This is a genomic window from Belliella aquatica (assembly GCF_014637795.1).
GTDB lineage: Bacteria > Bacteroidota > Bacteroidia > Cytophagales > Cyclobacteriaceae > Belliella > Belliella aquatica.
The window spans coordinates 1,185-17,467 of the sequence record NZ_BMFD01000020.1 but is presented as its reverse complement, the minus strand read 5'-3'; the positions used below and the strand labels follow the sequence as shown (position 1 = coordinate 17,467).

Here is a 16,283-nt window from a genome sequence, read left to right as displayed (position 1 = left end):
GAAAAACTCTTAAATTGAGCATGTTTTCAGTCTAAATGACTAATTTCAAATCTATAAATATTCTCTTTAATTTCCCTTATAGAATGAATCAACCAAATCAGTCTGTACAGAGTCTTTGGTGAAAACACTTAAGAGTGATAATGAAGATCAGCAAGCGTTATTAATAGGCATAAGTTGCTCTGTAGCTTAAAACTTCATCCTTCAATGAAGAGATTCCTTTATTTAGTGCATTAAAATCACCTATGGGAAATTCAACAAATTCTAGATTATAAGTCCGTTTATAGGATTCTTTTAAAATTGGGTCCATGTGATTTCCAACTGCAATATAATGTGGGTGAGCACTTTTAGCAGCAATATTTGAGTTTTCAAGAATCAATTGAATATCAGGATCATTTAGTGAATAACCTAAAAATAGTATTGTATGTGTTAAGAAAAGAGATTCTAAAACTTTAAAAAAATTGCCATGCTCTTGCTTTTCCTTGAAGTATTGGGATCTAGAAAGTACTATTTTAGAGGGGTTTGAAACACAACCATGAGCTTTGAGAATTAATCTCACTGGAGATCTCAAATCTGAAACAAGATGATCTTCATAATATCGACAGATATTATAACCGTCAATTGCCTCTCCTTGTCGACAAAAATTGTCATAAATATCATCATAATTCGTAGTTACAACAACCTTAGGATCTATCTCAAGGACTGATTGATGTATTGGAGATGGTTTATATTTTGGACGAACTAATTCTTCTCTTATGTAAGCTGAAAAATCAGCCTGTGGTACATGATGTAAAATAACTTCTGCTGCATCTAAGAATCTTTGTTCCGATATAAACTTATCAATTAATACCTTATCACCTGATGTCATTTTACCTTTTAAGTCATCAAGGAATTTATGCCAAGTTGTCGGTGATTTGTGACCATCTGCAGAAATAGAGCCAGCAGATGCTCCTGAACCTAAAAAAACTATACATCTTCTTGATGCTAGTTCAGCTGTCAATGCTTTTGGCCAATTCATTCTGCTAAGTTTAAATTCTTTAAAATATTTTCTGTTATGGCAGAAATTATCTCTTCATATTCCGACTGTTGCTTAAATTGAGTTCCAACTAAACCATCACTTGATTTTAATTTTAATATTGGTGAGGAAACTGATTGTGCAAGAGGAATTAAACTATACAGATGTTTGACATCACCTATTTTTAAACTATCTGAGTTTAAATTATCGGGCATAAAAAACTGTAAAGAATTGGCGATTTCCTCTGGAATCATATTAATTATTTCTTCGAAAGCTTTTGTAGGTCGCCTAACACCTTCTTTACTCTTTGTGATATATTGTTGCGATGTGTACCCTAAATAACCTTTTGATATTGCTGGTTCTGCTGCAATCTGGTACTGGTTCAGTCTACCAGGCGTTCTATTTTCAGTTAATGCTAAAGAATTAGTGTAAATTCCCATCCATGATGAAAGCCAAGAGGAGATATTTCGAACACCTAGAATACTAAATATGTCAGTGCCCATAGGAGTTATAAAATATTGGCAACCAATCAAGATACTTCTATTAATTGAGCCTAAACTAGGACCTAAATCAAAAAATATAAAATCATATTGATTGTTCAATTGGGCGACTAAACTAGTGTTCCAATTTGTCTTTCTAATACCTCCTAAATCTCCTCCTTTTAGTTCGTGCCATGCAGAGCCCAATCTATCTTCAATAATAGAAAATGTTGGATGGCCTGGAATTAAATCTACATTAAACCTATTCGTAGATTTATTAATAGGAACAATAGTTTCAAGGATGCTTGAATCACCATCTTCAATCGGTTGAAGAATGTCACTTATTGTTGTTATTTCACTATAGTTATTAGAAGAGTTATCCCAATATAAATCACTTGCAAAATCAGAACCCATTATCAATTGAGTCGCATTACACTGTGGATCACAGTCTACTATTAAAACTCTTTTGGAATGATAATCTGCCAAGAAATTACCTAGATTGCAAGTTAAAGTAGTTTTCCCTACTCCTCCTTTATTATTAAACATTGATATTGTAATCATATTTTTATATTAATGCCAGATCAGTTTTGCTATAGCTAATATAGTTAAGAGAATTCTATAGTGATATATTATCAACGATATCGCGGATTTTTATTATTTATTTTCAAACCTACCAATTCCCCATCAAACAAAAAATACCAACTACTAGGTATTTTTACAATAAAAAAGCCTCAATTAAAAGGCTTTTAAATAAACGAATGATATAAATGACTATTTAACTTATGATTTAATATGATTCTATTAATCATTTTTATTTGCCCCAAAAAACCACTTTTACTTTTGTTTATCAGGAAGTTCGGTCCCTTCAAACAAATACTCAAGTAATTCACACGGGTTGGTTCCTGTTGCTAATGCTATAAGGTATAATTCATCAGCTTTAAGATGTGCATTTTCATTTGTAGATAACTGTGTTAATCTTTGCTTATTAACATTCATCTTTCTTGCCACCTCTGATTTATTTATTGAGTATTTTTGAAAGAATTCTCCCAGTCTAGTTGCCATAGTTACTAAATTATTAACAGAAATATATATAAAATTGACATACTAATTAAAATTATTCACTTTTTATTTTGATAGTGTTAATATTTTATTTACAATTGTATATGAAATATTCACTTTGCTTTTAATGAATGAAAATTTCCCTGTTGAAAATGACATTCAATTTGGGATTTCAAAATGCGAGATAATAAAATTTCGCAAAGGAATTTTAGGAGTTCTCAACAAAATAAAAATTGAGAACAGGCACACGCCTGAGATGTTAAATAACATAAAGGTAGTGTATGAATTATTAGAAAAATTAGATAAAGCATATTCAGAAAAATAATGCACTTGAAATATGAAAGGACTATTAATAAATATTCAAATTCTATCGACAAACACCGTTTGTGAAGGAGAGAATTTGGTTGTGAAGCTCCTTTCTAGAATGGTTTCCCTACAAGAAATCCAGCGCAATATCATCAAGTCTCCAGTTTGAAATGCTTACCGATGAATAGCTGAAGCAAATAGGTTCTTAATTCGAGAACTTGAAGTTTATCAGCCTTTTCATCATCTTTTTCCCAAGAGCCATCTACTCAGATACGCTTTTCCAAAACACATACGTCATGGATGCGCTCGCCAATCTTCCTATCACCCCGCTCCTGCAGAAGCCCCGATAGGCAAGAACCCAAAATCAATCTTCTTAGCAATCAGGAACTCTTCCGCGTTCTCTGTCTCTTTGAAAAAAACCAAGTTTTTTTCTCCCTGACACAGCTATGTCCTTTTCTAAAAATAATCAGGACCATAGCCCCCGAACGAAGCGAAAAGTATCAGCCTTAGGCTGCCGTTAGGTAGTACCGAAGCATTTCGGGATCATCCCAAAAAATGACCCAAGGATACCCTTATGTGTTCTTTTACCACAAAACTAGGAAAGGAGTTCTAAAAAATCGGAACATGTAACTAAGACGATGCCTGTCCCGCAGGATTGCGGGAATATCTCCCTCTGGTCGATATGACGACCCTACTACGTCATTTCGATGAAAGGGAGGCCTGTCCCGCAGAATTGCGGGAAAATCTCATCTCGACATAAGCAGGAGAGGAGTTCTAAAAAAATCGGAACATGTAACTAAGACGATGCCTGTCCCGCAGGATTGCGGGAATATCTCCCTCTGCCTCCCTCAATCGTGAGGCAAGGTCGATATGACGACCCCACTACGTCATTTCGATGAAAGGGAGGCCTGTCCCGCAGAATTGCGGGAAAATCTCATCTCGACAAAAGCAGGAGAGGAGTTCTAAAAAAATCGGAACATGTAACTAAGACGATGCCTGTCCCGCTCCCGATTTCTATGGGGGTGCGAGAATATCTCCCCGAAATACTTCGGGGCAAGCTCCTCTGGTCGATATGACGACTAAAGGACACCATCTCAACCACTTACCAAACCTTTATCCTTTTCCCTTTAACCTCAATTCACTAATAACCTAATCAACTGATAACCATGAAACAACTACAAACTCAACCTTATAACCTTCCAACTTTCCAACCTTCTAACCCCTAATAACTCATTCAACCAATAACCAAATAACTAAAAAAAAAGAAAGGTTGCCTCACCCCAATACCCCCAGCCAGTGGAATCTATGTCTAACCTAAAAACAAGTGATGCTAAACTGGTTTGCAGCGACCACATACCTGCCCACCGTGCTGGGGTTTTTACCCGTCATTTCGACTTCCACGTCATTTCGAGACTCTGTCATTTCGATCCCGAAAGCTTTCGGGATCGAAATCTCATCTCGTCAAAAGTAGGAGAGGTGTTTTATAGAATCTGAGCCCCAGTAACCAAAACGAGATATCTCCCTCTGTTCGATATGACGACTAAAGGACACCATCCCAACCACTTATCCCAACTCAATTAACCAGTTAACCAAATAACCCACTCAACCAATCCCTTAATCCACTAATAACTAAAACCATGAAACCAACCCGCCCCCAACTTTCAAACCTTCCATCCTCAACAAACCTTGCGTCCTCTGCACCTCGGCGACCCTTTGCGAGAGACCCAACTTTCAAACCTTCAAACCTCTAAACCTTCCAATCCCTAATAACCAATCCAACTCAATCCACTAATAACTAAAACCATGAAACCAATCCGCCCCCCAATCTAAAATCTGCATTCTACATTCTAAAATTGATAGTGTCCATCCGTGTTCATCTGTGGTAAAATCCATCAGCGGAATCCGCGAAATCTGCGTGAGACCCAATCTAAAATCTTAAATCTCAAATCTACCCTTACAAAGGGCCTCCCCGTCCATCTTTCCTCATAAGTAATCCAAATAGTAGTTCGGAGACACAGAAGGTGACGACACTATTGGACGGCGGAGTGGGGGAGTATTCTCCATAGCTCCCCAGGCCGGCAAACACGATTCCACTCAACCCGCCGGCCTCCCTTTCTACTTCGTCATTTCGATCCTGCCTCACTTTAGGGAGGCGATAGGAGGCTTGTCCCGCAGAATTGCGGGAAAATCTCATCTCGACAAAAACAGAAAAGAAGTAAAAAAGAAGGTAAACCCAGTAACCAAAACGATGCCTGTCCCGCAGCATTGCGGGAATATCTCACTCTGTTCGATATGACAACCCAAAACCGCCACATCAAACTCTAACCTAACCTTAAAACCTTAAAACATTTCAACCTTCCAACCTCATCCTTTCACCTTTTCCCTTTACCCTTTTACCTCAATTACCAATAACCTAATCCACTACAACCATGCAACCCGACAAACCCCCAGAACCAGAAACCAATCCACCTCCACTAATCAATATCCTGATCATTATAGATGAAAAACCCAAACCAAACTAACCACTAAATAAACCACTTGTTCGCCGCGCCTGTGCGCCTGTGGCGTAGCGGAATTAACTCAATCAACTGATAACCATGAAACAACCACAAACTCAACGTTCAAACATTCCAACATTCCAACCTTTCAACTTGGAGTCAACCACTAACCCAATCAACCAATAACTAAATCAACCAATTCAACCAATATCCTAAACTCTATGAAATCACAAACAATCTTCCTGCTTTTACTTTCTTTCGCTTTCAACGCAACTGCTCAACAAAAACTCAAACCCCTAGACATAGGAGACCAAATCCCCAACCTCAAGTTTGAAAATGTATTGAACCATCCTGAAGGTGAAATTTTGATCTCCGACTACAAAGGCAAGTTGTTGATCCTTGACTTCTGGGCAACTTGGTGTGCACCCTGTGTGGCAAGCTTCCCGAAGTTAGACTCCCTGGATAAGGCTTTTGGTGATGACTTAGCGATCCTTCCAGTGACTTATCAAGACAAGGAAGAAGTAGAAAAGCTATTTGCCCGAATGCCTAAGCTAAAGGACATCAAGAAGCCAATGATTTATGGGGATAATATTCTGAGGAGGATGCTCCCCCATAAGACTCTACCGAATTATGTATGGGTCAATGGAGCTGGAGAAGTCGTCGGGATCTCAGAAGGGAAGGATGTGACTACAGAGAACATCAGAAGCTTCATAGATAAGGGTGAAATCAATTTCGTAAATAAGGTTTTTGAAGATGTCAAATTCAATTATACCTCGAAGATCTTTTTAGAAAATCCAGAGGTCTTTAAAGACAACATAGAGTTTCAAGTTTCCAAATCTCCATATGTATCAGGTCTTAGTTCACAAGTGAGGATGAAATTGGGTTCGAATGATGGTCCATTAATGATTTCTCTTATCAACGAACCCCTAATCAATATTTTTAAAAATGCTTATTGGGATAAAATGAATGAGCGGTATTTTGGATTTAACCGAATAAAGATGACTCCTGAATTAAAGCAAAAACTTTTCCCCGATATCAAAGGAGCTGAATATTTGGACTGGTTGAAACAGGGCAATGGTTTTAATGTAGAATTCATCATTCCTAAGCACTTGATTTCCAAAAGAGATCAAATAGTCGAAAATGCCCTAGACCTACTTTTTCCAGAGTATAAAGTCAGAATTGAACAGGAGCTTTGGCCTGTCTATGCACTGATATTTGAAGGTGATGACATTGATCAATTAAAATCAAAGAAAACCATCAGATTTAATAAAGCAGGGTTTACCGAGCTGATCATGGAAAACTGTGAGATAGAGTTTTTAATCTCCTTGTTGAATATCAAGAATCTCCATAGATATCCAAGGCCAGTGATCAACGAAACAGGTATAGACTTTCCCATTGACCTTAGTCTAGAAGGCAATCTTTTTAATATAGAAGACTTACAGGAAGCACTAGCTAATTACAACTTGAGATTGGTCGAAAAGGACCTGGTAATAGATATCCTCCATATACAAGTCAATCAATAAATATAGGCGCTCACGGTACTTTCTAAAATACGAAAGGAATTCTTACTAATTAATATTCAACATCCAACCAAACCTTATGATCAAATATGTACAGTAATCAATTTATCAAACAATTGCTAAGCTGCATCCTGCTATTGTTGAGCATGCAGCAGATAAAAGCACAATCTACTTATCCTGTAACAGGAAAAGTAAGCACGGTAAACAAAGAACCCATTCCTGGTGCAATGGTAATCCTCAAAGGAAGCAGTAGAGGTGTTGTAACGGATGAAGAAGGTGTCTTTGTACTCAATCTCTCAGCAGGAGAAGCCATATTGAGAGTTTCCTATCTAGGCTATGCTACGATTGATCAAGCTATCTCTGTTCCCATTTCTGAACCTATCCAAATTGAACTGAAAGAGGAAGGACTTAGTATGGAAACTTTCGAAATTGTCTCTACAGGTTATGAAGAACTGCCCAAAGAGCGAGCCACAGGTTCTTTTGCTCAAGTGGATAATGAACTCCTCAATCGCCGAGTATCCACCAACCTGCTCGACAGACTAGAAGATGTCACTCCCGGTCTGGTATTCAATCGAACTGGTGGTGGAGATCCGATCAGCATCAGGGGCAGATCCACGATTTCAGCCAATGCCAATCCTTTGATTGTAATTGACAATTTTCCTTACGATGGTCCATTGGAAAGTATCAATCCAAATGATGTAGAGTCTATCACTGTACTCAGGGATGCAGCAGCGGCCTCCATCTGGGGAGCTAGGGCTGGGAATGGGGTTATTGTCATCACGACTAAAAAAGGACTAGCAGGTACCAAGCCTAGATTTAGTTTCAATACCAATACCAACTTCATAGAAGCCCCGGATTTGTTCTATGTACCTAGAATGGAAATTTCAGACTTTATCGATGTAGAAAAATCCCTCTTTGATAGGGGTTTTTATCAGTCCAGAGAAGTCAGCATAGATAGGCAAACACTCTCTCCAGGAGTGGAACTGATGATCCAACTTCGGGATGGTAGAATCTCACAAGCTGAATATGAGGAGAGATTGGCAGCACTCCAAAGTTTTGATACCAGAAGTGAGTTAGCAATGCATTTCTACCAACCACAAATCAATCAGCAACACGCTGCCTCACTCAGTGGAGGTACTGTTACCCACCAATATGTAGTGTCCTTGGGTTATGACAACAACAGGTCCAATATCATTGGGAACAAAAATGATAGAATTACCCTATCCACCCAAAACACCTGGAACTTAGCAAATGATAGGCTTAAGCTTAATCTAGGTGTCTATTATGCACAGAGAAATAACATAGAAACGACCAAATTGCCAGATCTATTTCCTTATGATAGACTGGCAGACGATGGGGGTAATGCCTTACCCGTGATCCAAGGGCTCTCCCAAAGGTATATCCAAGGCCTAGACAACCCTTTTTTACTGGATTGGACTTTTGTACCGCTTGAGGAAATAGGAATGAGAAACGACAGAAGACAGAATACCGACCTGAGAGCCAATATAGCTTTACAATACAAGGTTAGTCAAGATCTAAAAGTTGATGTACAATATCAGTACTGGCAAAATGCAACCAACAACAGAGAAATAATCCCACAGGAAACCTTCGAAGTGAGGGATTTGATCAATCGCTTTACTCAAATGGAGTCTGATAGGCAATTGACTAGGGCAATCCCATTAGGTGGAATCTACAACAAGTCTGATGTATTTGCTCAAAGCCATACTTTAAGGGCACAACTAACCTACAATAAGTCAATAGGGAAGCATCAAGTTTCAGGATTGGGTGGGGGAGAACTCAAGGATTGGGCATCTGATACAGATCGCATTCGATACTATGGCTATTCAGAGCGATTTGCCAATTCTGAAAACGTGGACTACTTCACCAGGTTTAGAACTTTTCATAACAATAGATTAGCAAACATCCCTTATGGTGGGGGACATTCTGGAAGTATAGACCGGTTTGTATCAGCTTTCGCCAATGCTTCCTATACTTATAATAAGAAATACATCTTATCAGCAAGTGCAAGGAATGATGCTTCCAACCTCTTTGGTGTCAGAGCCAATCAAAGGACAGTACCCCTTTGGTCCACAGGTTTGGCTTGGATTCTAAGTGAAGAGGGTTTTTACAATTGGTCAGCAGTACCATACTTGAAGTTAAGAGCTACGTATGGGTTCAATGGAAATATTGACAGGACGGTAACTGCCTTTACAACAGCATCTGCATTACAAGGTAATTTCAATCCCGTATCTAGATTACCATTTGCCCAGGTAAATAATCCACCGAATGAAAATCTGCGTTGGGAAAAAATAGAAATGACCAACCTAGGCCTTGACTTTGAATCCAAATCTGGAAGAGTATCTGGCTCTATTGAATATTTCATTAAAAATGGTATTGATCTATTTGGGACCATCCCAATGGCACCTTCATCCGGCGTATCTACCTACAGAGGAAATTTCGCAAGTGCCAAGACCCAAGGTTTTGACATGATTCTTAGAGGGAAGATTATTCAAAGTGCCATCAGATGGGATGCATCATTGATCTACAATCATGTAAAAGACAGGGTAACAGGTTATGAAACACAAGCTGCGGTATCTAGTTATTTGGCATTTGCTGGAGGATCTGATTTAATCTTTCCCTTGGAAGGCAGACCCTTATTTTCAATTTATTCCTATCCTTGGGGAGGACTTGATCCCGATAATGGAAATCCTTTAGGTCTTCTCAATGGAGAGCCAAGCGATAATTATGCAGCGATTTTCAATGAAGCTACGCCAGAATCCATCATTTACAATGGCCCTGCAAGACCGACTTCCGTAGGGACTATTTCCAATAATATTTCCTACAAAGGATTTAGCCTCTCGGCGAATATTACCTACCGTTTTGGTCATGTATTCAGAAGAAGTTCTATCCTTTACAATAGCTTATTCAATGGAGACTTGGGACATGAAGATTACGGAAACAGATGGAGAAATCCTGGGGACGAGCTAGTAACACAAGTGCCCTCCATGCCTTTAGCGCTCAATGCGAATCGAGACAATATGTACCGTTACTCTGAAATCTTAGTGGAGAGGGGTGACCATATCAGGCTTCAAGATATTAGGGTCTCTTACCTCTTTGATGACATTCGAGGATTCAATAGGCTAGAGCTTTATGCTTTTGTAAACAATATCGGACTACTCTGGAAACATTCAGATCTTCCAATTGATCCTGACTTTAGGTCTATGAGACCGTTGAGAAGTTTTGCTTTTGGATTGAAAATAGATTTGTAAACCTTAAAGAATTTGAAAATGAAAAAGCTACTCTACATGACCATTATGTTTTTAATGGCAAGCTGTGCAGAATTTTTGGACGAAAGACCCAATAAAAATATTGTTGTGCCTGAAACATTGGATGAACTTCAAGCCCTGCTTGATGCCTCTCCTCGGGGTATGAATACTTCTCCCGCAGTCCATCAGATTTCCTCAGACGATTTTGTGACTACGGATAATGGTTTTGCAGGATTTAGAAGTGTCATTGAGCAAAATGCCTATACCTGGAATCAAGAAATCTTCCAAGATTCAGGAGGAGATTGGTCATCACCATATTTACAGATATTTTATGCAAATATAGTATTGGATGGATTGGACAACTACAATGCAATAAACCAAGAAGAGGAAGAGAGGAAAAGGCTAATTGAGGCCAGAGCTAAATTTTACAGAGGGTTTGCATATTACAGTTTGGCAATCTGCTTTGCAGACCACCCTGATAATCCCCAAAATACTAGCATAAAGCTAGGTTTACCGCTAAAGTTGACTCCTGATATCAATGAAGTCATTACCAGAACTGATCTGAGTCAAACATTTGAAAGGATTATTCAGGATCTAGAAGCTGGGATTCAAGATTTACCAGACAATTATGACTTCATGACAAGACCATCGAAAAGAGCCGCTTATGCGATGTTGTCAAGGGTAAATCTTTACCTGAAAGAGTATCAAATATCATTGGATTATGCAGATTTAGCGCTAGATATCAATGATGATCTTCTAGATTATAACGAGGTGCAGACTGCTTCTCTGTTTTCTTTCAACCTAGAAAATCCTGAAATCATTTTCTATAATGAAATGCTCACATACTCTTGGGGAGCGAGTACACTCTCTTTTGTAAATCCTGAGATTTATGACATGTATGCCGAAGATGATTTAAGAAAGCGTGTATTCTTTAGAAACAGAGGCTTTGGAAACAACTTTCTGGGTAACTATACAGGTGGAATTAGAATGTTCACCGGTTTAGCAAACAATGAAATCATGCTCAATCGAGCAGAATCTCTAGCAAGGCTAGGAGAGGAGTCCTTGGCAGTAGAACAGTTAAATTCACTGCTAGAGAAAAGATTTGAACAAGGGACTTTTGAAGGCATAGATCTAACCGGAACAAATTCAGTTTTGGAGTTGATTCTAAAAGAGAGAAGGAAAGAATTAATCTTCAGAGGGATAAGATGGGCAGACCTCAAAAGGCTGAATACAGAGCCAGCCTTAGCACAAACCTTAAGAAGAGTAATCATGGGTGAAGAATATATTTTAGAACCAAATTCCCCAAGATATGTGCTTCCAATTCCTCCGCAGGAAATCAATCAAAGTGGGATTGAGCAAAATTTGAGATAAAGAAGAAGGGCAGGTAAATCACCTGCCCTCTGATTTAAAGAAGCTCAAACACACCTTCTCGAACAACTTGGGATTGGAGATCTTCTTCCTCGTACAAACAAGGGGTTGGATTATCATTACATTCGTAATCAATCCCCTCTTGGAGAGTCGAAACATCCACCCAACCAATTACCTGAGTTGGATTTTGCTGATCAAAGATAGGAGCAAATCCCATCTGAGCTTGTGGCTGAGTAAATGCAAAAGCAAATACCGCAGCGAGCATCATTACACCTCCACGTAGGAGGTTTTTGATATTATTTTTCATAATTTTATGTATTAATTGTTAATAATAATTCCGGTCGTTTTGGGCCCACACCCTTCCGAGAGGGACGGCCGGTTTTTTTTATCCCCCTACTTTCGCTTGGCAACCACCTAGTAGCTTCACAAGCCGTAAATTTCTTTTTTTTGCTACCTAGGGGTAGATTGTATCTACACCTTCATATCATTCCATCTTTCGATATTTTTAATTCTACATTCATCATTTTTTACCTTTACCCTTTTAACCTTCATCCTTTTCCCTTTTTTTAATTTCCTCCTTCATCCCCCATCCTTCATCCTTTTCCACCTTTCCCCTTTTTTTAATTTCATCCCTCATCCTTCATCCTTTCACAACCTTTCCCTTTTTTTCATTCCTCCTTCATCCTTCTGCCTTCATCCTTTTACACCTTTCCCCTTTCCCCTTTCCCCTTTTTCCTTTTACCTTTTCCCTTTTCCCTTTTTTTAATTTCATCCTTCCTCCATCTGCCTTCCTCCTTCAACTTCAACCCAACCCCCACAACCCCAAGTAGAAATAAATTAAATAGCAAATGCTGCCCCCAACTGAAACTAGAAATCACTCCTCCACAAGAACAAGGCACCCTATCAAAGAAGCCTATATAGATCAAACCCACATATCCTGTGAACAAGACCATCAAGATACCCGAAAGCCAAAGTCCCATTTTTTCCCATTTGCTCGAGACTAACAATCCAGCAATCCCTATTTCCAATACAGGTAATGCAAAGAATAGAATATCTGCAAACCAAATAGGGAATACCTGATTATATAAAGAATCCCAAGTTCCTTCCCAGTCATATACCTTACTAACTGCTGTATAAATAAATACAAATGCAAGTATCAAAGTGCAGGTATTAGTGACGAAATCTTTGATTTTGTTCTTCATTATTTATGTATTCAACAGGTATTCAATAACTTATGGAATAAATCTAAAGTCAAAACCTACACCAAGCAAAAAATTTTGGCAGTAAAAACGGAATTCAAGAATCTTCCTGCCACCTGGCATACTTTTAAGGTGAATACCACCATGGTTCAAGTCTTCACATTTACCTCCCTTTTCGGGAGGCTTGGACCCCACCCATTCAAGTCTTCAGACTTGCCTCCATTGTGGAGGCTTGGACCCTATCCATTCAAGTCTCCAGACTTTAAATCCAAATACCATAGGTATGACCGATATACTAACCCAGCAATTTATTGCTGGGACAAAAGCAAAATCTCATCCCCTCTAGTGCCGTAGGTACGATCGATATAGTACCACTAGTTCAAGTCTTTTGCTTCACGTACTTTAAGTAGGCTTGGACCTTTTTTAACCGAAGTTTTCAAACTGCCCTTCAAGGTCTCCAGACTTTAAATCCAAATACCATAGGTATGACCGACATATTAACCCAGCAATTTATTGCTGGGACAAAAGCAAAATCTCATTTCCTCTAGTGCCGTAGGTACGACCGATATTGGATCTCGATTGAAACTCGGTAGCGAATACTTACTATTTGGAAATAAACCTACAATTCCACTCAACAATTCTGATTCGGACGTGACGAATTTCGATTAGTCCTGCCTCCCAAAAGGGTATGGCTTGTTCACTGAAAGGGAGGATGCTCACTATGGTTCAAGTCTTCAGATTGAACTCCCTTTTTTCATCCGTGTCCATCCGTGTTCATCTGTGGTAAAAAATCCTTTGGAGGTTCATCTCCTCATTCGTCTCAATCCCAACTCTTCAGCGCTAAAAATCTGCGCATTCACCTCCTGTATGAAGTCCTGGCTCTCCTTAGGGAGGATCCGCAAGTGATCATTAACATCTGTGTCAATCTGTGTTTATCTGTGGTAAAAATCATTTAAAAAATTTATCTACCCCCTGCCATTTGGCAGAAAAACCATAATTAATATTAAAATAATTACTAATTATTTTGCTTTTTCAAATATTTTAAATCAAAATTGGTTATAGTTTATTATTTGAGAGTGGAATCTCACTTTTGTTTATGGTCTGAAACACAATTCGTTGCGCTGTACAAGTTTTTTGTGTTTCGGTAAGTATCTCATATTGGATATTTAAAATTAGTGATTTCAAAACTTTTAAAATGACGCACAGAATGGAGCATTTGATAACCCAAATGAAAGAAGATTATGATGACCTAATGATCATTGACCACAAGGAATATGTCAAACTCTTTCAATTTCTTAAGATTAAGTGTTATAAAAAAGGAGAAATTCTAAAGTCTCATGACGAACTCGAATTAGTTAGCAGATACATATTTAAAGGTGATATCGCTGAGTACGAGTATAGAGCTAAGAAATTTTATTGTAGAAAAGTATTCAGCGCTCCCGATACTGCCTGCGATTTTGAATCCTATCGGTCGGAAGAAACATCAAATATCACACTAAAAGCTTTTACTGATGTTCAAGTTGGAGAGCTCCAAAAGTCAGATGAGTTCAGTGTGATAGAATACATTCCTGTTTTTGCTAAACTCGCACTCAGAATCAATCATAGAATAGCAAAAATTGATCGACAATGGAAAAGACTGCATTGGTTGGAAAAAAAGGAAGCTTACAACACACTTCAAAAACTTTGTCCTGTTTTTAATCAACTTCAGGTTGCAGAAATTTCCGCGATATTAAATATTCCGGAAAGATCAGTTTTTAGAATAAGAAAAGAATTAGCTAATGAATTTCGATCATTCAAATAACTCAATATATATCCGCTTTCTTACCAGTAGCCACTTAAAATAATCTAAATCCTAAATTAATTGCTATGGACTGTTAGCTGTCGACATTTGACAATTATCCGCAAGATTATTTACAATAAAATCACATACTGGTCTCATTGCGGATAATGATATATATCAATTTTATTAACTATAAATAACTACAATATGGAATTTTTATATCCCTTCGAAAGCATGATCAATCCACTTTCAGATGAATTAGATGAATTAACTACATCCTGGGCAGTACATTTTGGTCTGCTTAAGACTAGAAAACAGGTTAACGCCGTAAAGCAGATGAAGATTAATGCTTTTGCATCTTGTTTATATCCAAACGCACAAAAACAATTGCTACTTCCTGTCACGAAGTTCTACTTAATTCTTTTCTTACTTGATGATCTAACAGACAATTTAAAACATGCAGATCAAAATGAAATTGAAGCTATATACCTGGATTATATAAATATTTTAAATGAGGAAGAATCCAAAATTAAAATCCCTTTTTCCGAAGCATTTAATTCATTTACATCTGAATGGAGGGAAGTCGTGACGAAAGAAGATTATCAAGAATTTACGAAAAGCTTTAAGGAATACATTGAATTTCAACAATGGGAATTAGAGAGCAACAACTCAAAGGAAATTCCACCAATTCAAGAATATTGTTTTAAAAGGCCTTATTCTTCAGGTGCATACTTAGCAATTTATTTCATGAAAATTCTAATCAAATTTCCCTTGCAGGATAAGGAAATTGAAGGCTGTCAATTACACTACTTAGAAAGTAAAGCAACTTCTTTAATCTGTTTAGCCAATGATATTGGATCTTTTTACAAAGAGATGAATGAAGGATCCATTCATAATTTCTTGATTATTTTGATGGAAGAACATAAGTTTTCAGTAGATGAATCAATGGAAATAGCGAAGCAAAAACACAATAGACTACTATTTCAATTCATTCAACTTTGTTCATTAACTAAGGACAAAAACAACCCTATCCTTTCCAAATATATTCAAGCGCTAAAATATATGATTGCAGGAAGCCACTATTGGTCCACTTCCGAAACCATCAGATACCACAACAACCTAAATGGAAACATCATCGAAAAGCAATAAAGATCTCACTCCTAAATACGCGCTCCCAAATTTTCCAATCTTCCAATCTTCTAATCTACCAAAAACTAATCCAATCTATTTATCAAAACGCCAAGTCAAAAAATCCCTTCAAATATAGGTTTTGAAACATGTTTAAGAAAAGATGTGTCATATATCCCAAAGATATCCAAAGGATAACAGATAGATCTGAGAGGTATTCCCAAGACCTCCTCACTAAAATGCGCATATATTTCAAAAAAGAACCGCACCAATTCGTCACCATCAAAGAATTCTCCAAATTCTCAGGCATCCCCCTAGAAGACATCGACCCCTACATCTAGCATTATAAGCCTAGATTGAATCTACACTTTCCTATCTTTTCACTTCCCTGTCACCTCGATCCCGAAAGCATTCGGGAGAGAGGTCTCAGTCCGCCAAATTCATGCAACCTTTCACCTTTTCCTTTCACCATTTCCTCTTTTCATCCTTTCCAATCCTTTCCTCTTTTTCATCCTTCATCCCTTCTAAATTAACTTGTCCCCCTATCGTCCCGAAAGACACTTATATTTCTAAAAACATCCACAGCCGGGACTCCCGGTCACGTGTACACATCCCTTTACCATGCACGGCGGCGCAGGTCGAATGTTATGACTATAAATGTGCATGAA

Annotated in this window: 12 protein-coding genes; 7 read left to right on the top strand and 5 right to left on the bottom strand. The window is 38.0% G+C overall.

What is annotated here, in order from left to right; all coding sequences use genetic code 11:
• Positions 1-160: 160 nt before the first annotated feature.
• The 3 genes from IEV57_RS17555 to IEV57_RS17545 all read right to left on the bottom strand — a co-directional run bounded on the left by IEV57_RS17555 (position 161) and on the right by IEV57_RS17545 (position 2,553).
• Positions 161-1,015, bottom strand: coding sequence for an SIR2 family NAD-dependent protein deacylase (locus IEV57_RS17555; RefSeq protein ID WP_188444349.1), 855 nt, complete (start codon positions 1,013-1,015; stop codon positions 161-163).
• Entirely contained in the window at positions 1,012-2,052 is a 1,041-nt protein-coding gene (locus IEV57_RS17550) for a ParA family protein (RefSeq protein ID WP_188444348.1), read from the bottom strand. Before IEV57_RS17550 ends, IEV57_RS17555 begins: the two co-directional genes overlap by 4 nt.
• A 273-nt stretch (positions 2,053-2,325) precedes the next feature.
• Positions 2,326-2,553 carry a helix-turn-helix domain-containing protein gene (locus IEV57_RS17545; protein WP_188444347.1) on the bottom strand — a complete coding sequence of 76 codons (228 nt, stop codon included), beginning with the start codon at positions 2,551-2,553 and terminating at the stop codon, positions 2,326-2,328.
• A gap of 124 nt (positions 2,554-2,677) precedes the next feature.
• On the opposite strand from IEV57_RS17545, the gene IEV57_RS17540 reads away from it, so the two are divergent.
• The 5 genes from IEV57_RS17540 (at position 2,678) to IEV57_RS17520 (ending at position 11,511) form a co-directional block, all read left to right on the top strand.
• Positions 2,678-2,875, top strand: coding sequence for a hypothetical protein (locus IEV57_RS17540; RefSeq protein ID WP_188444346.1), 198 nt, complete (start codon positions 2,678-2,680; stop codon positions 2,873-2,875).
• 12 nt (positions 2,876-2,887) lie between these two features.
• The gene (locus tag IEV57_RS17535; RefSeq protein ID WP_188444345.1) at positions 2,888-3,025 is read left to right on the top strand and encodes a hypothetical protein; all 138 of its coding nucleotides are present in this window, start codon (positions 2,888-2,890) and stop codon (positions 3,023-3,025) included.
• 2,550 nt (positions 3,026-5,575) lie between these two features.
• Positions 5,576-6,877, top strand: a complete 1,302-nt coding sequence (locus IEV57_RS17530; protein ID WP_188444344.1) for a TlpA family protein disulfide reductase — start codon at positions 5,576-5,578, stop codon at positions 6,875-6,877.
• Between the two features lie 86 nt (positions 6,878-6,963).
• On the top strand, positions 6,964-10,143 hold the full coding sequence (locus tag IEV57_RS17525; protein WP_188444343.1) for a SusC/RagA family TonB-linked outer membrane protein: 3,180 nt from the start codon (positions 6,964-6,966) through the stop codon (positions 10,141-10,143).
• 18 nt (positions 10,144-10,161) lie between these two features.
• A complete protein-coding gene (locus IEV57_RS17520; protein WP_188444342.1) occupies positions 10,162-11,511 on the top strand; it encodes a RagB/SusD family nutrient uptake outer membrane protein in 1,350 nt (449 codons plus the stop codon).
• A 34-nt stretch (positions 11,512-11,545) separates the two neighbouring features.
• Here the strand turns inward: IEV57_RS17520 and IEV57_RS17515 are convergent, their stop codons facing one another.
• A complete protein-coding gene (locus IEV57_RS17515; protein WP_188444378.1) occupies positions 11,546-11,815 on the bottom strand; it encodes a hypothetical protein in 270 nt (89 codons plus the stop codon).
• Between the two features lie 394 nt (positions 11,816-12,209).
• On the bottom strand, positions 12,210-12,710 hold the full coding sequence (locus IEV57_RS17510) for a MauE/DoxX family redox-associated membrane protein (protein ID WP_188444377.1): 501 nt from the start codon (positions 12,708-12,710) through the stop codon (positions 12,210-12,212).
• 1,204 nt (positions 12,711-13,914) lie between these two features.
• On the opposite strand from IEV57_RS17510, the gene IEV57_RS17505 reads away from it, so the two are divergent.
• Together IEV57_RS17505 and IEV57_RS17500 are read left to right on the top strand one after the other, a co-directional pair.
• Positions 13,915-14,508, top strand: coding sequence for a hypothetical protein (locus IEV57_RS17505; protein ID WP_229744557.1), 594 nt, complete (start codon positions 13,915-13,917; stop codon positions 14,506-14,508).
• A 186-nt stretch (positions 14,509-14,694) separates the two neighbouring features.
• Entirely contained in the window at positions 14,695-15,636 is a 942-nt protein-coding gene (locus tag IEV57_RS17500; RefSeq protein WP_188444340.1) for a terpene synthase family protein, read from the top strand.
• Positions 15,637-16,283 lie beyond the last annotated feature (647 nt).